The 21,276-nt window shown below is 67.8% G+C and carries 14 protein-coding genes and 1 pseudogene; 7 read left to right on the plus strand and 8 right to left on the minus strand.

Annotated elements, in window-relative coordinates; all coding sequences use genetic code 11:
- The first annotated feature begins 3 nt into the window (after positions 1 to 3).
- The 3 genes from recC to recD are packed head-to-tail and all read left to right on the plus strand — an operon-like array spanning position 4 to position 8,116.
- Positions 4 to 3,189, plus strand: coding sequence for an exodeoxyribonuclease V subunit gamma (gene recC, locus A5740_RS07465; RefSeq protein WP_076192711.1), 3,186 nt, complete (start codon positions 4 to 6; stop codon positions 3,187 to 3,189).
- Positions 3,186 to 6,443 (plus strand): exodeoxyribonuclease V subunit beta, encoded by a 3,258-nt coding sequence (gene recB / locus A5740_RS07470; protein WP_076192713.1) that lies wholly within the window; start codon positions 3,186 to 3,188, stop codon positions 6,441 to 6,443. The genes recC and recB overlap by 4 nt, the downstream gene beginning before the upstream one ends.
- Positions 6,443 to 8,116 (plus strand): exodeoxyribonuclease V subunit alpha, encoded by a 1,674-nt coding sequence (gene recD, locus A5740_RS07475; protein WP_076192715.1) that lies wholly within the window; start codon positions 6,443 to 6,445, stop codon positions 8,114 to 8,116. Before recB ends, recD begins: the two co-directional genes overlap by 1 nt.
- Here the strand turns inward: recD and A5740_RS29300 are convergent.
- The 3 genes from A5740_RS29300 to A5740_RS07485 all read right to left on the minus strand — a co-directional run bounded on the left by A5740_RS29300 (position 8,113) and on the right by A5740_RS07485 (position 10,658).
- On the minus strand, positions 8,113 to 8,241 hold the full coding sequence (locus tag A5740_RS29300; protein WP_256386351.1) for a hypothetical protein: 129 nt from the start codon (positions 8,239 to 8,241) through the stop codon (positions 8,113 to 8,115). The genes recD and A5740_RS29300 overlap by 4 nt on opposite strands.
- A gap of 182 nt (positions 8,242 to 8,423) precedes the next feature.
- The gene (locus A5740_RS07480; protein ID WP_083653952.1) at positions 8,424 to 8,840 is read right to left on the minus strand and encodes a hypothetical protein; all 417 of its coding nucleotides are present in this window, start codon (positions 8,838 to 8,840) and stop codon (positions 8,424 to 8,426) included.
- Between the two features lie 42 nt (positions 8,841 to 8,882).
- On the minus strand, positions 8,883 to 10,658 hold the full coding sequence (locus A5740_RS07485; RefSeq protein WP_139334981.1) for an alpha/beta fold hydrolase: 1,776 nt from the start codon (positions 10,656 to 10,658) through the stop codon (positions 8,883 to 8,885).
- A 135-nt stretch (positions 10,659 to 10,793) separates the two neighbouring features.
- On the opposite strand from A5740_RS07485, the gene A5740_RS07490 reads away from it, so the two are divergent.
- Positions 10,794 to 11,435, plus strand: coding sequence for a TetR/AcrR family transcriptional regulator (locus A5740_RS07490; RefSeq protein ID WP_076192718.1), 642 nt, complete (start codon positions 10,794 to 10,796; stop codon positions 11,433 to 11,435).
- A gap of 9 nt (positions 11,436 to 11,444) precedes the next feature.
- Here A5740_RS07490 and A5740_RS07495 read toward each other — a convergent pair.
- Positions 11,445 to 12,310 (minus strand): annotated as a pseudogene (locus A5740_RS07495) (SDR family oxidoreductase).
- Positions 12,311 to 12,386: 76 nt separating this feature from the next.
- Between A5740_RS07495 and A5740_RS07500 the strand changes: the two are divergent.
- Entirely contained in the window at positions 12,387 to 12,944 is a 558-nt protein-coding gene (locus A5740_RS07500) for a TetR family transcriptional regulator (protein WP_076192720.1), read from the plus strand.
- Between the two features lie 8 nt (positions 12,945 to 12,952).
- Here the strand turns inward: A5740_RS07500 and A5740_RS07505 are convergent, their stop codons facing one another.
- Complete coding sequence (locus tag A5740_RS07505; protein ID WP_076192722.1) at positions 12,953 to 14,209, minus strand: Ig-like domain-containing protein; 1,257 nt, start codon at positions 14,207 to 14,209, stop codon at positions 12,953 to 12,955.
- A 204-nt stretch (positions 14,210 to 14,413) separates the two neighbouring features.
- Here A5740_RS07505 and A5740_RS07510 point away from each other — a divergent pair, with 204 nt between their 5' ends.
- Positions 14,414 to 16,024 carry a peptide chain release factor 3 gene (locus A5740_RS07510; RefSeq protein ID WP_076192724.1) on the plus strand — a complete coding sequence of 537 codons (1,611 nt, stop codon included), beginning with the start codon at positions 14,414 to 14,416 and terminating at the stop codon, positions 16,022 to 16,024.
- 6 nt (positions 16,025 to 16,030) lie between these two features.
- Here the strand turns inward: A5740_RS07510 and A5740_RS07515 are convergent, their stop codons facing one another.
- The 3 genes from A5740_RS07515 to A5740_RS07525 all read right to left on the minus strand — a co-directional run bounded on the left by A5740_RS07515 (position 16,031) and on the right by A5740_RS07525 (position 19,071).
- Positions 16,031 to 18,367 carry an esterase-like activity of phytase family protein gene (locus A5740_RS07515; RefSeq protein WP_076192726.1) on the minus strand — a complete coding sequence of 779 codons (2,337 nt, stop codon included), beginning with the start codon at positions 18,365 to 18,367 and terminating at the stop codon, positions 16,031 to 16,033.
- 132 nt (positions 18,368 to 18,499) lie between these two features.
- A complete protein-coding gene (locus A5740_RS07520) occupies positions 18,500 to 18,877 on the minus strand; it encodes a type II toxin-antitoxin system death-on-curing family toxin (RefSeq protein WP_076192728.1) in 378 nt (125 codons plus the stop codon).
- Positions 18,874 to 19,071, minus strand: a complete 198-nt coding sequence (locus A5740_RS07525; RefSeq protein WP_076192729.1) for an antitoxin Phd — start codon at positions 19,069 to 19,071, stop codon at positions 18,874 to 18,876. Before A5740_RS07525 ends, A5740_RS07520 begins: the two co-directional genes overlap by 4 nt.
- Positions 19,072 to 19,218: 147 nt before the next feature.
- On the opposite strand from A5740_RS07525, the gene A5740_RS07530 reads away from it, so the two are divergent.
- Entirely contained in the window at positions 19,219 to 21,210 is a 1,992-nt protein-coding gene (locus A5740_RS07530; protein WP_076192731.1) for an OPT family oligopeptide transporter, read from the plus strand.
- Positions 21,211 to 21,276: the final 66 nt, after the last annotated feature.

Below are 21,276 nucleotides of genomic sequence, written 5' to 3' on the forward strand. Positions count from 1 at the left end.
TCGATGGCATTTCACCTGCACCGGGCCGAGCGCACCGATCTGCTCGCCGACGGGCTGGCAGATCTGCTGAGCCGATCCCCGGCTGACCCGTTCGCCCAGGAGTTGGTGCTGGTTCCCGCCAAGGGGGTGGAGCGCTGGCTGAGTCAGCGGCTGAGCAACCGGCTGGGCGTATGCGCGGCGGTCGAGTTCCGCAACCCGCGGTCGCTGATCGCCGAGCTGACCGGCACCGACGAGGGCGATCCGTGGTCGGCCGACGCCATGGCCTGGCCGCTGCTCGCGGTGATCGACGAGAACCTCGACCAGCCGTGGCTACAGGCGGTCGCCACACATCTGGGCCACTTCGAGATCGGTGACGAGCATGAGCTTCGCCAGGGCCGACGCTATGCAGTGGCCCGACGGTTGGCGGGCTTGTTCGCCTCCTATGCGCGGCAACGTCCGCAACTGCTGGCCGAATGGGAGGGTCTGCCCGAGGACCTGGCCTGGCAGGCCCCGCTGTGGCGGGCGCTGCTGGAGCGGGTCGACGCCGTACCCCCGCACGAACGGCATGCGAAAGCCCTTGCCCGCCTGAGGGACTCACCCAGCGAGCTACCCGAGCGGCTGTCTCTGTTCGGGCACACCCGCCTGCCGGTCACCGAGATCGAACTGCTCACCGCGCTGGCCACCCACCACGATCTGCATCTGTGGCTGCCGCATCCCAGCGACGTGCTGTGGCAGTCCCTGACCCCGCACACCGGTGCGATCCCCCGCCGCCAGGACACCAGCCACCGCGACGTGCAGCATCCGCTGTTGGCCACGCTCGGCCGCGACCTGCGCGAACTCCAGCGGGCCCTGCCGGTTCCGGACAGCGACGAATACCTCAGCACCCCAAGCTATCCCGACACCCTGCTGGGCTGGTTGCAGTCGGATATCGCCGCCAACGCGGTCCGGCCGGCCGGACGCGTCCATCGGCGGGAGGATCGCTCGGTGCAGGTGCACAGCTGCCACGGCCCGGCGCGGCAGATCGAGGTGCTGCGCGAGGTGCTGCTGGGCCTGCTTGCCGACGATCCGACGCTTGAGCCCCGCGACATCCTGGTGATGTGCCCCGACATCGAGACATATGCCCCGTTGATCACGGCCGGCTTCGGGTTGGGCGATGTGATCAGAGGTGCGCACCCGGCGCACAAGCTGCGGGTGCGGCTGGCCGATCGGGCGCTGGTGCAGACCAATCCGCTGCTGTCGGTGGCCGCGTCGGTACTCACCCTGGCCGGCGGACGGGCCACCGCGAGTGAGGTGCTGAACCTGGCCGAGTCCGCACCGGTGCGGGCCCGGTTCGGGTTCACCGACGACGATCTGGAGGCCGTCACCGCGTGGGTGCGGGAAGCCAACATCCGGTGGGGCTTCGACCCGGAACACCGCCGTCCGTACGGGGTCGAATTCCTGCACAACACCTGGCGTTTCGGTCTCGACCGGGTGTTGGCCGGGGTGGCGATGTCCGATGACTCGCACGCGTGGTTGGGCACCACGCTGCCGCTCGACGACGTGAGCAGCAACCGGGTCGAGCTGGCCGGCCGGTTCGCCGATTTCGTCGACAAACTCAGCCACACCGTCGATCAGCTCAGTGGGGTGCGCCCCTTGCACGAGTGGCTGGCGGCGCTGAGTACCGGGATCGACGCGTTGGCTTTTTCGGATGAGGAGTGGCCCGCAGCCCAGGTGCAGCGCGAGTTCGCCGAGATCGAAGCGGCCGCCGGTGCCGCGGCAACTCCCCTGCGGCTCAGTGATGTTCGCGCGCTGCTGGACCGGCACCTGGCCGGTCGGCCGACGCGAGCCAACTTCCGCACCGGCACGCTGACCGTGTGCACCATGGTGCCGATGCGTTCGGTGCCGCACCGCGTGGTGTGTCTGGTAGGTCTGGACGACGGGGTGTTCCCCCGGTTGGGCGCGGTCGACGGCGACGACGCGCTGGCCCGCGACCCACGCACCGGCGAGCGTGACATCCGTTCCGAGGACCGCCAGTTGCTGCTCGACGCCATCGGTGCGGCCACGCAGACCCTCGTCGTCACCTACACCGGTGCCAACGAGTACTCCGGACAGGCCCGTCCGCCTGCGGTGCCGCTGGCCGAGCTGATCGACACCCTGACAATCACCGCGGAACACCCGGTCGACGTGGTGACCACACATCCTTTGCAGCCCTTCGACATTCGCAACGTCACGCCGGGTGCCCTGTTGCCCGAGGGGCCGTTCACGTTCGATCCTTCCGCGCTCACCGCCGCGCAGGCCAGCGCCGGCCGTCGCGCCGACCGGCCGGCATTCTTCGACCAACCCCTGGCGCCGTTACCGGCGGACGACGTCGCGCTGGAGGATCTCGTCACGTTCTTCAAGGATCCGGTGAAGGGCTTCTTCCGGGCCCTCGACTACACCCTGCCGTGGGATGTCGACGGCGTCTCGGACGTGATGCCGGTGGACATCGACGCCTTGGAGGAGTGGACGGTCGGCGATCGGATGCTGAGCGACATCCTGCGGGGCATGACGCCGGCCGACGCGCAACACGCCGAGTGGCGCCGCGGCACACTGCCGCCGGGGCAGTTGGGCTGGCGACGGGCGATCGCCCTACGTGATCGATGTGCCTTGCTGGCCACCGAGGCGCTGCGCTTCCAGACCCAGGACCCGCACGCCCTTGACGTCGACATCGATCTGGGTGCCGGGCGCCGGCTGACCGGCACGGTCTCCCCGGTGTTCGATGACCGGCTGGTGTCGGTCACCTATTCCAAGCTCGACGGCAAACACCTGTTGCAGTCCTGGATCCCATTGTTGGCGTTGGCCGCCGGGTATCCGGACCGCGACTGGTCGGCAGTGTGTATCGGCCGGCCCCGCCGCGGCGACACCCCGCGGGTCACCGGGCTGGGCCCCCCGGACAACCCGGTCGAGCTGCTGGCCGATCTCGTGGCGATCTACGACGCCGGCCGCCGTGAACCGCTGCCGCTGCCCGTCAAGACCTCCTATGCGTGGGCGGCAGCCCGGCATGCCGGTGACGACCCGGAGCGCGAGGCCGGATTTCGCTGGCGTAGCGGCAGATTCCCCGGCGAAGATGAGGCGCCGGCGCACGTGCGGGCCTGGGGTCGCGGGGCGCCGCTGAGCCGGCTGGTCGGGTTGGGTGAGTATGCCGAGCGGTTGTGGCTGCCCCTCCTGCATGCCGAAAGGCAAGCCCAGTGAAGGTTTTCGATCTGCTCGGTGCACTGCCGCAGACCAACAGCACCACGGTGCTGGAGGCCAGTGCGGGTACGGGCAAGACCTTCGCGCTGGCCGGGCTGGTGACGCGGTTGGTGGCCGAGGGCGCGGCGACGCTGGACCAGATGCTGCTCATCACGTTCGGCCGGGCGGCCAGCCAGGAGCTGCGGGAGCGGGTGCGGGCCCAGATCGTCGCGGCGTTGGCGGCGTTGGCCGACCCGTCACGCGCCGACAACGATCTGTTGCAGCACCTGGTCGCCGAGGATCGGCAGGCCCGCAGTCAGCGGCTGCGTGATGCCTTGGCCGGTTTCGATGCCGCGACGATCGCCACCACGCATCAGTTCTGCCAGATCGTCCTGAAATCCCTTGGCGTGGCCGGGGACAGCGATTCGGGGGTGACGCTGGTCGAGAGTCTTGACGAGTTGGTCTGCGAGATCGTCGACGACCTGTATCTGGCTCACTTCGGCGCCCAGCGGGACACTCCGGAGCTGGGCTATGCCGAGGCGCTGCGGCTGGCCCGGGTGGTGGTGGCCACCCCGGCGACCGAGCTGCGGCCCGCGGATCCCGAACCGGATTCACCGGCGGCGATCCGGCTCGGGTTCGCCCGGGCGGTGTGTGCCGAGTTGGAGATCCGCAAGCGACGTCGGGGTGTGCTCGGTTATGACGATCTGCTGACCCGGCTGGCCGATGCGCTCGAACACGAAGGCTCGGCGGCCCGGGTCCGGATGGCGCAGCGCTGGCCGATCGTGATGGTCGACGAGTTCCAGGACACGGATCCGGTGCAGTGGCAGGTGATCGAGCGGGCGTTCTCCGGGCGGTCCACCCTGATTCTGATCGGTGATCCCAAGCAGGCGATCTATGCGTTCCGCGGCGGGGATATCGACACCTATCTGCGGGCTGCGGCCACCGCCGGGGACAAGCAGACCCTGGGCACCAACTGGCGCAGTGACAGTGCGCTCGTGGACCGGCTGCAGGCGGTGCTGCGCGGCGCCGAGCTCGGCGGCCCCGACATCGTGGTGCACGATGTGCAGGCGCATCACCAGGGTCACCGGCTGGTCGGGGCACCGCACAACGACCCGTTCCGGCTGCGCGTGGTGCCACGGAAACGCACTGGCACCAAGGTGATCCCGATCGCCGAGCTGCGCAACCACATCGGCAAGGACCTGGCCGCCGACATCGGTGCGCTGTTGGCCAGTGGGGCCACCTTCGCCGGCGAGAAACTGCAGGCCCGCGACATCGCGGTGATCGTCGAGACCCATAAGGACGCCCGAGCCTGTCACGCCGCGCTGCTCGAGGCCGGCATCCCGGCGGTCTACACCGGCGATTCGGACGTGTTCAACTCCGAGGCCGCCGAGGATTGGTTGTATCTGCTGGAGGCGTTCGATCAGCCGCACCGTCCCGGTCTGGTGCGGGCCGCGGCGGCCACGATGTTCTTCGGCGAGACGGCCGAAACCCTTGCCGCGGGCGGCGATGCACTCACCGATCGGGTCGCCGACACGCTGCGCACCTGGGCGGGGCACGCCCGGGAACGCGGCGTGGCGGCGATCTTCGAGGCCGCGCAACTGGCCGGCATGGGCAAGCGGGTGCTGTCCTGGCAGGGCGGTGAGCGGTTGATGACCGATCTGGCCCACATGACCCAGCTGCTCGGCGACACCGCGCACCGCGAGGGGTTCGGGTTGCCGGCGCTGCGCGACTGGCTGCGCACGCAGCGTTCCGAGGGCGGTGCGGCCGCCGAGCGCAACCGGCGTCTGGACAGTGACGCGGCCGCGGTGCAGATCATGACGGTGTGGGTGAGCAAGGGGCTGCAGTTCCCGATCGTCTATCTGCCGTTCGCGTTCAATCGCTATGTGCCCGAACCTGATCTGGTGCTGTTTCACGACGAGGGGGTGCGCTGCCTGCAGGTCGGCGGCCCGGATCCGGCAGTGACACGAGCCGGGCGTGCGGAGGCGGCCGCCGACGACAGCCGGCTGACGTATGTGGCGATGACGCGGGCCCAGTCGCAGGTGGTGGCGTGGTGGGCACCGTCGAACGACGAACCGAACGGCGGCCTGTCGCGGCTGCTGCGCGGTCGTGCCCCCGGCCAGGCCGCGGTGCCCGACCGGTGTGCACCGGCCAAGATCTCCGACGAGGACGCGCACGCACGGCTGCGGGCCTGGGAGGCCGTGGGCGGTCCGGTGCTGGAGGAATCGGTGATCGGCGCGATACCACCGATCCCCCGCCCGGAGATCCCAGATGATCTGGCGGCCCGCCATTTTCACCGGTCCATCGACACCGCGTGGCGCCGCACGTCGTACTCTGGTCTGCTGCGCGCGGCCGAGGAAGACGGAAACGCCGGGGTGTCCAGTGAACCCGAGGTGGCCGAACTCGACGACGAGTCGACCGACATCGCCGTCGTCGTCGCCCCCGCCCAGGGCACCGACGTGCCCTCCCCCATGGCGGCGCTGCCGACCGGCGCGGCGTTCGGCTCCCTCGTGCATGCCGTGCTGGAGACCGCTGATCCGCTGGCCGCCGATCTGGAAGCCGAGCTCCGGGCCGAGGTGGGACGGCATGCGGCGCGTTGGCCGGTCGAGGTCGGCACCGACGAGTTGGCCGCCGCGCTGCTTCCCATGCACGACACCCCGTTGGGACCGTTGGCGCCGGGGGTGACGTTGCGCCAGATCGGTCTGCCAGACCGGCTGTGCGAGTTGGATTTCGAGTTTCCGATGGCCGGCGGTGATTTGCGCGGAGGCGAGTTCGCGCGGCTGGCCGATGTGGGGGCGCTACTCGACGAGCACCTCCCGACGACGGATCCGATGGCCGTCTACGCCGAGCGGTTGTCGACCGGGCTTCTGAGTCGTCAGCCGTTACGTGGGTATCTGTCCGGGTCGGTGGATGTGGTGTTGCGGATCGGGCAACGCTTCGTGATCGTCGACTACAAGACCAACTGGCTCGGCACCGGTGACACGTCGCTCACCGCGGCCGACTACGGGCGCGAGCGCATGGTCGAGGCCATGTTGCATTCGGACTATCCGCTCCAGGCCTTGTTGTACAGCGTTGTGCTGCACCGGTTCCTGAGTTGGCGGCTGCCCGGGTACGACCCAGCGACGCATCTGGGCGGGGTGCTGTACCTGTTCGTCCGGGGCATGTGCGGGCCCGAGACACCCGTCGTCGACGGACACCCGGCCGGGGTGTTCAGCTGGGAGCCGCCGGCCGCGTTGGTCATCGCCATGTCGGAGCTGCTGGACAAGGGGGCGCGGTGATGTTGGAGGCGTTCGCCGAGATCCTCGAACCCGCCGATGTGCAGGTGGCCCAACGGTTGAGCGCCCTCGCCGAGGAAACGGACCCGCGCGTCGAGTTGGCGCTGGCGCTGGCGGTGCGGGCGCTGCGCGGCGGTTCGGTGTGTGTGGATCTGCGCGCGGTGGCCGCTCAGACGCAGCGGCCGGACCTACCCTGGCCGGCCGTCGAGGACTGGTTGGCGGCGGTGGCCGCCAGTCCGCTGCTGGGCACGCCCCCGGTGCTGCGGTTGTTCGGCGACCTGTTGTACCTCGACCGGTATTGGTTGGAGGAGCAGCAGGTGTGCGATGACGTGCTGGCCTTGATCGGTGCCAAACCCGGCGGCTCGGTTCCCGACGTGGCACGGCTGTTCCCGGACGGGTTCGAGGAGCAGCGGGCCGCGGCCAACGTGGCACTCTCGCAAGGGTTGACGGTGTTGACCGGTGGTCCGGGCACCGGCAAGACCACCACGGTGGCGCGGCTGTTGGCGTTGTTGGCCGAGCAGGCCGCGTTGGCCGGGCGCCCGACGTTGCGGATCGCGCTGGCCGCACCGACCGGCAAGGCCGCAGCCCGGCTGCAGGAAGCTGTGCAACTGGAGGTGGACCGGCTCGATGTGGTGGACCGGGAGCGCATCTCGGGTTTGCAGGCGACCACGTTGCACCGGTTGTTGGGGCCGCGGCCGGACACGTCGTCGCGGTTTCGGCATCACCGAGCGAATCGGTTGCCCCACGATGTGATCGTGGTCGACGAGACGTCGATGGTGTCGTTGACGATGATGGCCCGACTGCTCGAGGCGGTGCGGCCGCAGACCCGTCTGCTACTCGTGGGCGATCCCGATCAGCTGGCGTCGGTTGAGGCCGGAGCGGTGTTGGCCGATCTGGTCGACGGGCTGGGCTCGCGTGGAGTGGCGGCGCTGCGGACCTCGCACCGGTTCGGTGAGTCGATCGGTGCGCTGGCCTCGGCGATCCGGGCCGGGGACGCCGCCGCAGCGACGGCGGTGCTGGCGGCCGGCGGTGAGCATGTCGAGTGGGTGCAGACCGATCCGGTCGAGCGGTTGCGGGAAGTGCTTGTGCCGCATGCCCTGGCGTTACGTCAGGCGGCGGTCCTCGGTGATGCCCGGGTCGCGCTGGAGATTCTCGACGAGCACCGGCTGTTGTGTGCGCACCGGCACGGGCCCTACGGCGTCACGCAGTGGAACCGGCAGGTGCAGCGGTGGCTGGCCGAGGCGACCGGGGAGCCGACGTGGGCGCAGTGGTACGTGGGCCGGCCGATCCTGGTGACCGCCAACGACTATGGGCTCAAGCTCTACAACGGCGACACCGGGGTCACGGTGGCCACCCCGGACGGGCTGCGCGCCATCGTGGGTGGGACCGTCGGCGGGTCGGTGGGCGGCTCGGGGTCATTCGCCACCGGCCGGCTCACCGAGGTGGAGACCATGCACGCCATGACGATCCACAAGTCCCAGGGCAGTCAGGCCGACGAGGTCACCGTGCTGTTGCCGTCCGAGGACTCTCGGTTGCTGACGCGGGAGCTGTTCTACACCGCGGTAACCCGGGCCAAGACCCGGGTGCGCGTCGTGGGATCCGAAGCGGAAATCCGTGCGGCAATCGCCCGGCAGGCCGTTCGTGCGACCGGCCTGCGCAAGCGGCTGAAGCCTTAGACCGCCCGGCCGGCGAAGAAGGCGCCGGAGACGAGGCCGATGACGATCGCAAGCGTGGGCAAGCCCATGACGACGGCCGTCACCACGCCGGCGACCGCGCCGACGCCAAGCACCAGCAGAAGCACACCTACAACTGCACTCAACATTGCGCATCGCCCTTTCTATGACAGCGATCACAATGTACATCGTCCGTGGGCTGAATCACATACAGATGATGCACCGATCGGTTAACAATTCCCCCGCAGAATGCATAGCTGAGCTTGATATATGTCTCTATCAGCGCGCCAGAGCGAACCCGGTCAGCGCGCTATCCGGCGCCCGACACGTTCAGCGCCCAGATCACCACCGCGGTCAGCACCGCGAAGGCCAGCATCGAGATGGCGAAGGCCCGTCCCCACCGGCGCTTGGGGGCGACGAACGGCAATACAAACGTCCAGATGAGGCCCAGCGGCAAGTAGGCGACCATGCCGAACACGATCCCGTAGCCGTGTGGATCGTCCGCCGGGTCGCTCGAGAACGCCGAACTCAACACCATGAAGACGATGAACGCCCACAGCGCCGCGGCACCGCCACCGATCGCCCCGGCCACGCAGCGGATGACCACGACGGTCGCGTCGTAGCGGTTGGCGGGCGGCCGAACATAGGGAACGTACGGAACCTGCGCCTGCGGTCCGTACCGATCGACCCACTCGTGTGGGTACTCCTCGGGCGGCCTCTCCCCCACGGCAACCTCCCGGCTCGGCGTCCTCACCAGGATATGGGCGCATCAGACGGCGATCGCGACAGACCGTCCGGCCAACGGTTCATACACGGCGAATTGCATCAGGAAATCGAGGATCGGGCCTATCAATCCGTCCCACGGCGTCGCCTGCACCGAATCGGTTGAGGTGAACGGCAATACCACGGCGGTGGCCGTGCCGGATGGGGTCGGGATGTCGATGCGCTGTTGTGGTGCGCCGTAGACGCCGTCATGGGTGCCGTCGTACATGTCGTTGATCCACCCGGCAGAGATCGTCTTGACCGCGTCGATGTTCTGCGGCTGCGAGAAACCGGCGATCAGGTACTCGGCGAATTGCAGGATCGGGTTGGCGCCCTGCAATCCGTCGATATGACGTCCCCCGACCAGCATGACGCCGTTGAACTGTCCGGGCCGGGCCGCCTGCAGTTCGTCTCCGACGGTGCCGTCGAGATTCCACACGTAGCGCTCGGATGAAATAACCAGCACGGGACGGTAATCGGCGCCGTTCAGCTTGCCCAGCGCCTCGGTCATGTCCCCGTTGGTGTCCACGGCGTCCAGTAGCACCACCCCGGCCAGGTCGTCGACGGCGCCGTTGTCGACCATGCGGCCGGCAGCGCCCGTGACCAACATCCCGCCCAGAGAGTGGCCGACCAGAACGACTTTCGACGGCAGCGCCACGGGGTGCCCGGCCGCGGCACTGGCACTCGCGGTGAGTTCGCCACGATCGCCGGCAAACAGGTCGGCCACCGACTGCTGCATCGGTTCGCCGCCGATCCATTCGCCGCCTGTGTCGAAGAGGTTTGACGACAGGGAGGGGGCGACCACGATGCTGTTGGTCTCCTCGGCCAGGTAGGCCGCGGTGTAGCTGTACATCGGGCCCGTCGCCATGAATCCGTGCTGCAGGTAGATGACGCCGGTCGCCGAGTCCGGGTCTTCGGGGAAGTACCAGTCGGCGCGCACGTCGCGGTTGGTGCCTGGCATGGTCAATGTCGACGACCGCACCGTGACGGTGCTGCCCGGCGGGAGCACCGGCGGCCCCGAGAACACCTGCAGCGCCGCTCCGACGACGTTGAACACCAACGAGCCGACGATATTGACGATCGGCACTGAAGGCGCCGTCGCTGCGGCACTGGCGGTGGCGGCCGCCATCCGGGCAATCGGTCGCGGGGAAGGGGCCGTGGTATCGACCACCCGATCGGTGATGTCGGTGACGTCGGTGACCAGAGCGCGGCGTCGCGTGATGACGCGGTCGACGAGCGTGCTCGCCTCCGCGATCGGCGTGGCCTCGGCTGCGTCGGCAGTCTGGGGTGTCGCCTTCTCGATCGGACGCTCGGTCACGGCGGCCGCAGGTACGGAAACGTCGAGAGTGTCACGTCGCGGCGTGATCTTGGTGCGTGGGACTGACTGGCGGGCCGTGACTTTCGCCGTCCGGTCGGCGATGTCGTGGGCCAGTTCTCGCACGTGGACCGGTGGCGTCAGGACGTCCGTCACCGCCTCGGGCAGCAGCCGACGCGGGCGCTGACGCACCGGCGCACCATCGGCCTTGGCGGTCGCTGCCGTCGTCGAGGTGTCGGCGTCGCTCTTGGCGCGGTGCGGCTTCTCTTTGCGGGTGGCGACGCGGGCGGTCTTGTCACGTCGGTTCGAGGGTTTGTCGGAGTCGTTGGCGGACTGGCTCGTCGACTTGCCGGCGCCGGGCTCGGCATGAGCCATCGGGGTCGCGACGACCATCAGCCCCATCCAGAGCGCGATCACCAATACGCCCCACCCCGTCGTCAACACTGCAATTCGCCCCGGTTTGATCACGTCGGCACGCTAACCGGCATCGTCCACCCTCCGCAGGGAAATAGAACAAATTCGTTGGAATGTGTCATTAATGCGGTCGGCCAGACGCGTCCGGCATACTGAAACCCCAGCACGCCGCCGAAGCAGGACAGTCAATTGTCAGCACCAGAACCCCGCCGTCGTGGGCGGCCGGTGGGCGGCGGCAATACCGCCGAGCAGGCTCGCGAGATGCTGATGGACGCCGCCGAGCACATGTTCGTCACCCGCGGCTACCGGGCCTCGACCATGGAGGTCATCGCCCACGAGGCCGGCTATTCCCGCGCCGCGATCTACCGTCAATTCGCCAACCGCGACGAGCTCATCGCGGCCATGGTGCAGCGAACCACCCAGCGGCACATGTCCTCGATCATGCCGCGCCTACCCGAGGGCGCCGGGCCGATCGAGCTGTTGGTCGAGAGCCTGGTCATCGTCGCGACCGAGCTGGTCTCCGATCCGCTGCTCAACACGATGGCCGAGCAGACTCCCGACGGCACGATCGCGTCGTTGATCGCCAAGGACTCGGACCTGACCGAGCTGGTGACCGCCACCATCGAGTCCATCATCGCCGACGACGACACCCGGTTCCGGTCCGGCGTGCACCCGAACGATCTGGCTCAGTTCATCATCGCGACGTCGTTGAGCTTCCTGTTGAAGGCCGTGCCGGTCCGCAACGATGCAGCCGTTGCGCGGCGCTACATCGAGACGTTCGTCCTGCCGGCCATCGTGACGGAACCGCCGTCGCCGCGCCGGGTGTTCTGAGCGGCGCGCTCAGTCGAAATAGTGGCCATGGGCAAGGTCCTCGAGAAGCCCGACTTCGCTTGGTCGCCAACCGAACCGCTCCCGCGTCATCGCACTGGAGGTCGGCGCGTCGAGCGCGAACATGCCGCCGATCCACCCGAAGTGTTCGAAGGCCTGTTCCGCCGGGACTGTGTCCACCGGCAGGTTCAGATGGCGGCCGATCGCGGTCGCGATGTCGCGGCCCGCGATCCCCTCCTCGGCGACCGCATGCAGAACTGTCCCCGTGGGCGCCTGCTCCAAGGCGAGCCGGAACAGCGGGGCGGCGTCGAGACGATGTACGGCCGGCCAGCGGTTGGCGCCGTCACCGATGTAGGCCGAGACCCCTTTCTCGCGGGCGACCTCGATCAGCCGGGGCACGAAGCCGTGATCACCGTCGCCGTGGGTCGTCGGTGACAGTCGCACGATCGACGCCCGGACCCCCTGATCGGCAAAGGCCAGCACGGCCTGCTCCGAGTGTCGGGGCAGGCCGGATTGAGACGCGTCGTCCTCCGTCAGGACACGGCCGGGCTTGTGCCCGGCCACGCCGGAGGTGACCACCAGCGGGCGGTCCGAGCCGGCGAGGGTCTTGCCGAGAACCTCGATGGCACGACGGTCCAGCGCGCCGGCGTCCGCGAAGTTGTCGAAGTCGTGATGAAAGGCCAGGTGGATGACGCCGTCGCCCGCAGGCTGTCATGGTCGTTCAGGTCGCCGCGATGGACGTCGGCTCCGGCCGCACGAATTGCGGCGGCCGCGGCGTCGGAGCGAGCCAGGCCGACCACGTCGTGCCCGTGCGCGACGAGGTCACGAACCACGGCCGTGCCGATGAAACCTGACGCGCCGGTGACGAAAACCTTCATGAGAACCTCCTGAGGTCAGTGACTGTCGTCAAGACAACGCGATGACAGTCACTGACATTCCCTAGGATCACCATTCATGAGCCGCTGGGAGCCCAATGCGAGAGACCGCCTTCAGGAGGCGGCATTGCAGCTCTACCTCGAGCGCGGGTTCGACCAGACGACGGTCGCCGAAATCGCCGAGCGGGCCGGGCTGACCGAGCGCACCTACTTCCGTTACTTCGCCGACAAACGCGAGGCGCTGTTCGGCGGGCAGGCAATTCTCACCGAGATCCTGCGGACCGCCGTCGCCGACGCCCCGGCCGACATCCCGGCGCTCGATGTCATCGCCGCAGCGCTGGCCGCACTGGCCCCGGTGTTCGACGGGCGGCGCGACCATGCCCGGCGCCGGCAGTCCGTCATCGACGCCAACCCCGCGCTACAGGAACGCGAACTGATCAAGCTGGCCACGCTGTCCACCGAGCTGACCGAGGCGCTGGCTCATAAAGGCATCGCCGAGACGAGCGCACGTTTGGCCGCCGAAACCGGGATGGCGGTGTTCAAGGTCGCGTTCGGCCGCTGGGTGCACGACAACCACGACGGCGGTTTGGCGTCCATCGTCACGGCGACGATGGACGAGCTGAAAGCCTTCGAGTAGCGGATGGGTCAGTGCAGCGCGCTGCCCTTGACCCACTCCGCCCAGGGCACCGACCAGTCGCCGTTGTTGGTCGGCTTGAGCGGGTCGCCGCCGGTATTGCGGATCTCGACGATGTCGCCGGGCACCGAGAAGTTGTAGAACCATTCGGCGTTCTCACCATTGAGGTTGAGGCAGCCGTGGCTGGTGTTCTCCTTGCCCTGCGCCCACACCGTCGCGTTGAGCTGGTGCAGATAGATGCCGTCGATGCTGATGCGGGTGGCCCACGGGATCGTGGTCTTGTACCCGAGCCGCGAATTGACCGGCAAGCCGTAGGTCGAGGAGTCCATGACCACCGGATTGGCCTTGTCCATCACGGTGTAGATGCCGCGCGGAGTCCAGAAACTCATCGTGGTGCCGCCGATGGTCTCGGTGCCGCCCATGCCCATCGACGTCGGCATGGTGCGCACCAGCTTGCCGTTCTCGTAGACCCTGACCTGCTTGTCCTTGTCGTCGGCGACCGTGACGTGTGAGGCACCGACGGTGAACGACACCTTCTCGTCCTGCGCGCCGTAGAGGTCGTCGCCGAGCTTGGCGCCGTAGATGCCGGCGTCGACGGTCACCTTGGTGCCGGGCGCGTAGTAGCGCTCCGGACGCCAGTGCGCGGTCTGGTCGTCGATCCAGTTCCACGAGCCGGCGGCCTTGGGCTCGGTGGTCACCTTCATCCGGCGTTCGGCGGCGGCCTTGTCGGTGATCGGCTCGTCGAAGCGGGCCACAATCACCATGCCGACGCCGTAGGTGGCGCCATCCTGCAGCGGGGCATAGTTCGTGCCATTGAGGTAGACCCGGGCCTGGTAGCCGGGGGTGACGGTGCTGAAGCTCGTGGTCTTGTGGGTCGGCATGCCGCCGGGGCCGCGGCCGGTGATGGTCAGGGTGTAGGTGCGGCCGTAGCCCAGCGCCGTCGTCGGCTTCCAGGTCTTGGCATCAGGGGTGAGGACGCCGGGGATCTCCTTGCCGGAGTCGTTGACCATCTTGACGCTGACGACGGTGCCGGTGTCGGCGGTGACCATGATGCGCGCGAGCGGGTCGACTTCAGCGTTCGGCTTGGGGGTGATGGTCAGCTTGGCCGGTTCGGTGGGTGAGGGCTGCGGTGCGCCCTGGGGCGCGGCCGCCAACGTCTGGCAGTGTTCGGCGCAGTCCGGCAGGGCCGAAACAACGACACCACCCGATACGGCCAGCACGGCAAGTGCAACCGCCAGGTAGGCACGACGAACAGACGTCAATGTCACTCCAATGTGGTTTGGCGAGGGCCGGATTGAGCCAGGTCATGATCGGAAACCGATCGGTGACCCAATCGTAGCCGGACCATGCGGGCATCGGTGCGACGCCTCGGGAGTGTGGGCGAGTCGTGACGCTGTCGTTGCCCGCCTGCGGTCGCGGGCCCCGCTCGATTACGGGTTTGCCCCCGAACGCCAATACCATCGCTAGTCGAGATGACCGATAACGCCCTCGCCACCACCCCGCACGCTGCCAAGATCGCCGCCGAAGCGGCCCGCCGTCGCACCTTCGCCGTCATCAGCCACCCCGACGCCGGTAAGTCCACGCTGACCGAGGCGCTGGCGCTGCATGCCCGGGTGATCACCGAGGCCGGCGCGATCCACGGCAAGGCGGGCCGGCGCTCGACGGTGTCGGACTGGATGGAGATGGAGAAGGCCCGCGGCATCTCGATCACCTCCACCGCGCTGCAGTTCCCGTATCGCGACTGCGTCATCAACCTGCTCGACACCCCAGGCCACGCCGACTTCTCCGAGGACACCTACCGGGTGTTGACGGCCGTGGACTGCGCGGTGATGCTGATCGACGCCGCCAAAGGTCTTGAACCGCAGACCCTCAAGCTGTTCCAGGTGTGTAAGCACCGGGGCATCCCGATCATCACCGTGATCAACAAGTGGGACCGCCCGGGCCGGCACGCCCTGGAGCTGATGGATGAGATCCATGAGCGGATCGGGCTGCGCACCACTCCGCTGACCTGGCCGGTGGGTATCGCCGGAGATTTCAAGGGCGTGATGGACCGTCGGGCCGAGAAGTTCATCCGGTTCACCCGTACCGCCGGCGGCGCTACCGCCGCCCCCGAAGAACACATCGCCGCCGCCGACGCGCACGCCGCTGCGGGTGACGACTGGGACACCGCGGTCGAGGAATCCGAGCTGCTCAGCGCCGACGGATCCGACTACGACCGGGAGACCTTTCTGTCCGGCGAGTCCTCCCCGGTGCTGTTCACCTCGGCGGCGCTGAACTTCGGCGTGAACCAGCTGCTCGACGTGCTGGTCGAGCTGGCCCCGTCGCCGAGCGGCTCACTCGATGTCGACGGTGTGCGGCGGGCGGTCGATTCCCCGTTCAGCGCGTTCGTGTTCAAGGTGCAGGCCGGCATGGACACCTCCCATCGCGACCGCATCGCCTACGCGCGCGTCGTCTCGGGCACCTTCGAACGCGGTGACGTCCTGACCCACGCCGCCACCGGCAAGCCGTTCGTCACCAAGTACGCGCAGTCGGTGTTCGGTCAGCAGCGCTCGACGCTCGACGACGCCTGGCCCGGTGACGTGATCGGGTTGGCCAACGCCGCCGCACTGCGCCCGGGTGACACGCTCTACCGCGACGTCCCGGTGGTGTATCCGCCGATTCCGAGCTTCTCCCCCGAGCACTTCGCGGTGGCCCGCGGCACCGATCCGAGCAAGCACAAGCAGTTCCGCAAGGGCATCGAGCAGCTCGAGCAGGAAGGCGTCGTGCAGGTACTGCGCTCGGACAAGCGTGGCGACCAGGCGCCGGTCTTCGCCGCGGTCGGGCCGATGCAGTTCGAGGTGGCCGCCCACCGGATGGCCACCGAACTCAGCGCCCCGATCGCATTGGAGAACCTGCCGTATCAGGTCGCCCGGGTCGTCTCACCCGAGGACGCCGAGTTCGTGAATCGTCAGGTGTCGGCCGAGGTGCTGACCCGCAGCGACGGTGTCATGCTCGTGCTGTTCTCCACGCCGTGGCGGCTCGAAGGTTTCCAGAGGGACAACCCCGACATCAAGCTCGGGTCGTTGGTGGCCGCCGAGGGCTGAGCGTCGTCATCCCTTCAACGCCTCGGTGGCCGGTCCGAGATCGAGGAACACCGTTTCCCCGTTGGCGTCGTCGAGTCCGTCGTTGTCGGTGATGACGTACAGGTTGCCGTTGCCGGCGATGGTGACGCCCTCGACCTTCTCCTGCACATAGCCGTTGGTGGCCTGCAGATCCGGCAGTAGGTTGCGGGCCAACGTCTTCGGCAGGGCCTGGGGCTTCTCTGCGGCCGATGCCACGCCTCGGGCTTCGGGGATCGCCACTCGGTACAGTGCCTTCACCCGGGCGTCCGGCCCGTTGAGTTTGTCGCGTTCCAGGACCAGCAATTCGCCGTCGTGGACGCTGATTTCGGACAACCCGATCCAATCGTCCTTGGTGGTGGTGGCGTCCAGTTGGTAGCCGAACCACTCCCACGTATCCCGGCCTGGCGTGTAACGCCCGATCCGGACGACGCCCTTGGGGTCGGTCTTGAGTTCGCGCTGCAGCGCCACCCACACCGCGTCACCATTGCTGCTCGGCTGGACGGCAACGCCTTCGAGGCCCTGGCTACCGAGTTGTGCGGCAATGTCTTCGGGTAGCGCGACCCGCTTCTCGATACGGCCGCCGGCGTCGACGTAGACCAGCTGGTTGCCGGGGCCCTCGTCGCCTTCGGTGGCCAGCACAAATCCCCCGTCGGGTCGGGCCGAGAGGCCTTCGGTGTCGAGGGTGACGGGCGTGCCGTTCTCCGTGATCGGTAAGGCGGTGTCGATCAGCGTCGGCGTCTGCGCCACGTCCACCCCGAGAATGCACGCCGGGCCGTAGGCGTTGTCGGTCGCGGTGTAGAGCCGGTCGGGGTTCTGCGGATCGGCCGACAGTGCGCCGAGCGCACCCCATCCGATCGGTGCGCCGTCGAGATCTGCGGAGACGATCGACGGGAAATTTGGTTTGCCTGCGGCCGCGAAGGTTTCGCCGTATCCGTAGAGGTTCACCGAAGCCCGCACGTGCGCCTCGGCGTCGTCGGACTCCGAGGAGATGGCCAGCAGGTTGCGCGACGGGATCGGCAGAACACCTTCGGGCCCAGGCGTGGTGGGCAGGATCTGGCGGAACACCGGTGCGGTCGGGTCGCTGACGTCATAGACCGCGACGAAGTTGCTGCGTTCGGAGGCGATCAGCGCGGTCGGCTTGCCGCCAAGCTCGGTGATGGCCAATCCTTCAGGCTCGGGGCCCTTTTTCTCGGATCGACTTTCGATGTGCAGGCCGGTGCGTACCGCGAGTTGTTCGAGGGCGTTGCCGGAATCCCACACCACCTTGCCTGTCGCAGCGTCGAAGATCGTCCAGCCTCGGGTGCCGCCCTTCCAGTCTCCCTCGTTGGCGGTGGCGACGTGGTCATCACCGATCCAGCCGATGGCGTCGGGCTCGCGCGGGGTGTCGTTGATCGAACCGGTCTGGTCGATCGCGTCATCCTCTTGGGTATCGATGCCCTCGACGGACTCACTTCCGGCGCTGAAGATCTTTTGCACCGCGCCACTGTGGCCGTCGATGACGGCGAAACCGTTGTTCTCCTGCAGGGTCACCGCAACCTGGCCGCGGGAGTTGATGCTGACGTACTCGGGTTCGAGATCTTCGGGAGTGTCCAGCCCGGCTGCGCGCGCGACCTCGACGTCGAAGTCGACCTTGCGTGCCGTCCAGGTGTTCGGCACGCCCTGGAGGTCGATCAGTTGCACGAAACCCGTTGGGGGTTGGGGAAGGTCACCTTCACCCTTGCCGGGCGGGGTGAACTTCTCGTCGCGCTGGTTTTCCATGGCGATCGCGGCGAACGTGCCGTCGGGACTGATGGCGATCGAGTCCGGTTGCCCGCCCAGGTCGATGGTGTGTGCGCGGCTACGGTCAGCGATCCGGACGATGTCGACGCGCCCGGACGGATGAGTGAAGTCGCCGCCGGTAGTGTCCACCACGACCAGAACGACGTCGCCGACGGCGGCCACCGAGGTGGGCTGGTCGTCTTTGTGGCCCAGCTCGGCCAGCGAAAGCGTGCCGATACCAATTGGTTTGGCCGGGTCATGGATGTCGACGAAGCCGATGCGCTTGGCCGCAGCGTCGGTGTAGATGAGGGTGTTGCCGTCGGGGGTGACAGTGGAGATCTCGGCGACGGTCTCCCGGTCGGCCGGGTCGTCGGCCGGCTTGTTGAGATACACCGGGTAGGTGGCGGTGCGGTGGTAGCGGTCGGCATCGGCCAGGTTCCAGTCGATGGGCGACGAAGCCTTCGGGGTCTGCGGTGCACCCTCCCCCGACTTCGTGTCGTCCGTGGCGCAACCGGCCAGAACCATCGCCGCCGCCGTGGTCACCGCTGCGGCCCGTGCCGTTTTCATCCGTCACCCTCTTCAGTTGTGCCGATGCGTCGAGGCGAGCTTGGCGTGCACGGGTGACCGGGCGGGCGGCTTTGGGTGAACGGTGCGCAACGGCTGGGTTTCGGAGTGGGCATGCGGTCGGGCGCCAGCCTCTTACCCGCTGAAACCCCTCAGCAATGTAGCGATCTCCCCGAGTTCGCAGTCCTGGACCGCGACGTCGTTCATCAGACGCTCGGCCCGATCGACGTCGAAGTCGGCCGCAAGTTCAATTCCGTTGATATGCAGGAACGTCCACGCCGACGCCCAGGCGGTGCGCTTGTTCCCGTCGACGAGGGCATGATTGCGGGCCAGGGACTGCAGCAGTGCGGCTGCCTTTTCCCACACCTCCGGATAGGCGTCCACGCCGAAGACTGTCGCCTGAGGCCGGGCGATAGCGGCGTCGAGCAGGCCGTAGTCACGCACCTTCAGTTCCCCGCCGAACGCGATCGATCCCGCGGTGAGGACATCGTCCCGGTCGAGGTATTCGATCACGCCAGGCGTCGATTGAGTTCGGCTGACCTCTCGGCCACGACGCGCGCCGCCTCGGCCACTCTGCGTTTGTGCATGCTGGCTCGATCCATGACTGCGGCGTGGGCGAACTTCTTCAACGACAAGTCATCGACGCGGGCAGCGGCGCGAATCTGCTCCATTTCCGCGTCGTCGAATTCGATGTTGAGCGAAGGCATAGTTTTATGATACCGGTATCGGTACCAAAACCGGTACCTTCGAGCTCGTACCAATTCCCGTCGATGCGTTCCCAAGCGCCTACCGTGTAATGACGAAATTTGCCGAGGACGCCGCGCGGCCTTGGGTACAACCGAGAGGATGTCGCGTTGGCCGGAGTACCAGTAGAGCCCGTCGCCTCTGCCGCACCGACGCTGCGGGAACTGACCGTCCGCGGGATCCTGCTCGGCGGCGTGATCACGCTGGTGTTCACCGCCGCCAACGTCTACCTGGGTCTCAAAGTCGGGCTGACGTTCGCGACGGCGATTCCGGCCGCGGTGATCTCGATGGCCATCCTGCGTAACTTCGCCAACCACTCCATCGTCGAGAACAACATCGTGCAGACCGTGGCCTCGGCGGCGGGCACCCTCTCGTCGATCATCTTCGTGTTGCCCGGGCTGGTCATGATCGGCTGGTGGACCGGGTTCCCGTACTGGATCACCGTGGCGGTGTGCGCCGTCGGCGGCATCCTTGGCGTGATGTACTCCATCCCGCTGCGCCGCGCCCTGGTGACCGGATCGGATCTGCCCTACCCCGAAGGGGTGGCCGCCGCCGAGGTCCTCAAGGTCGGTGACAGCTCCGGCGGCGCCGAGGACAACCGTGTCGGCCTGCGGGTCATCGCGTTCGGCGCCCTGGTGTCGGCCGGGTTCGCGCTGTTGGCCAACGTCAAGGTGCTGGCCAATTCGGTTGCGGCGTATTTCCGTGTCGGAGTGGGTGGTTCGATGTTCGGCGCCAGTTTGTCGCTGGCGTTGATCGGCGTCGGGCATCTGGTCGGCATGGGTGTCGGTATCGCGATGCTCGTCGGGCTGGTGATCTCGTTCGGGGTGCTGTTGCCGATCCGGACGATCGGGGCGTTCGGGGCCGACGCATCCGTGGCCGACGTGATCGATGGCGTCTTCGTGCACGAGGTGCGGTTCATCGGCGCCGGGGCGATCGCGGTGGCCGCAGTGTGGACGCTGTTGAAGATCCTGCGGCCCATCGTCAAAGGCATCACCGACGCGTTGGCCTCGGCCCGCAACCGCCGCGAGGGTCAGCTGGTCGATCTGACCGAACGCGACATCCCGTTCCCGATCGTGGCGGCCGTCGTGGTGGCGATGCTGATCCCGATCGGCGTGCTGCTGTGGGAGTTCAGCCACGGCACCGCGTTGCATGGCAGTTCGGCCGGGATCATCGCGGCCAGCTTGATCTTCATCTTCCTCGTCGGCCTGGTGATCGCGGCGGTGTGCGGCTACATGGCGGGGTTGATCGGCTCGTCGAACAGCCCGATCTCCGGGGTGGGCATCCTGACCGTGCTCATCGCCGCGGTGCTGATCAAGGTGGTGTTCGGCCGCGCCGACGACGAGCAGGCCCTCGCCCTGGTGGCCTTCACGTTGTTTGCCTCGGCCATCACGTTCGGTGTCGCCACCATCTCCAACGACAACCTGCAAGACCTCAAGACCGGCCAGCTCGTCGGCGCCACGCCGTGGAAACAGCAGGTGGCGTTGGTGATCGGGGTGTTGTTCGGCGCGGCGATCATCCCGCCGGTGCTGGATCTGATGCAGCAGGCGTTCGGCTTCCTGGGTGCGCCCGGCGCCACCGACCACGCGTTGGCCGCTCCGCAGGCCGCGCTGATCTCCTCACTGGCCAAGGGGGTGTTCGGTGGATCACTGGACTGGTCGCTCCTGGGGTTGGGCGCGGTGATCGGCGCCGGGATCGTGATCGTCGATGAGATCCTCACCCGCACATCACGATTCACCTTGCCGCCGCTGGCCGTCGGGATGGGCATGTACCTGCCGATGAGTCTGACGCTGATCATCCCGCTGGGCGCCGTGTTGGGTCACTTCTACAACCGCTGGGCCGACCGCAGCAGCGACGTGGAGCGCAAGAAACGGCTCGGGGTGCTGCTGGCCACCGGCCTGATCGTCGGCGAGAGCCTCTACGGCGTCATCTTCGCCGGGTTCGTCGCCGGCACCGGTAGCGACGATCCGTTCGCTCTCATCAGCGGGAACGACGGGACGCTGGCCGAGGTGCTTGGCGTGGTGGGCTTTGCGGCAGTGCTGGCGTGGCTGTACGGCCGCATTCGACGGGTCGCCGGGCGGGCAGCCGTGGCCCCGTCGGAATAGTCGCGCCCGCCTTCATGGCACCGGTCATCAAGGCCTCGGTTTGCGGTCAATATCAAGCAGTAGACC

It is taken from the genome of Mycobacterium sp. GA-1841, assembly GCF_001954135.1.
GTDB lineage: Bacteria > Actinomycetota > Actinomycetes > Mycobacteriales > Mycobacteriaceae > Mycobacterium.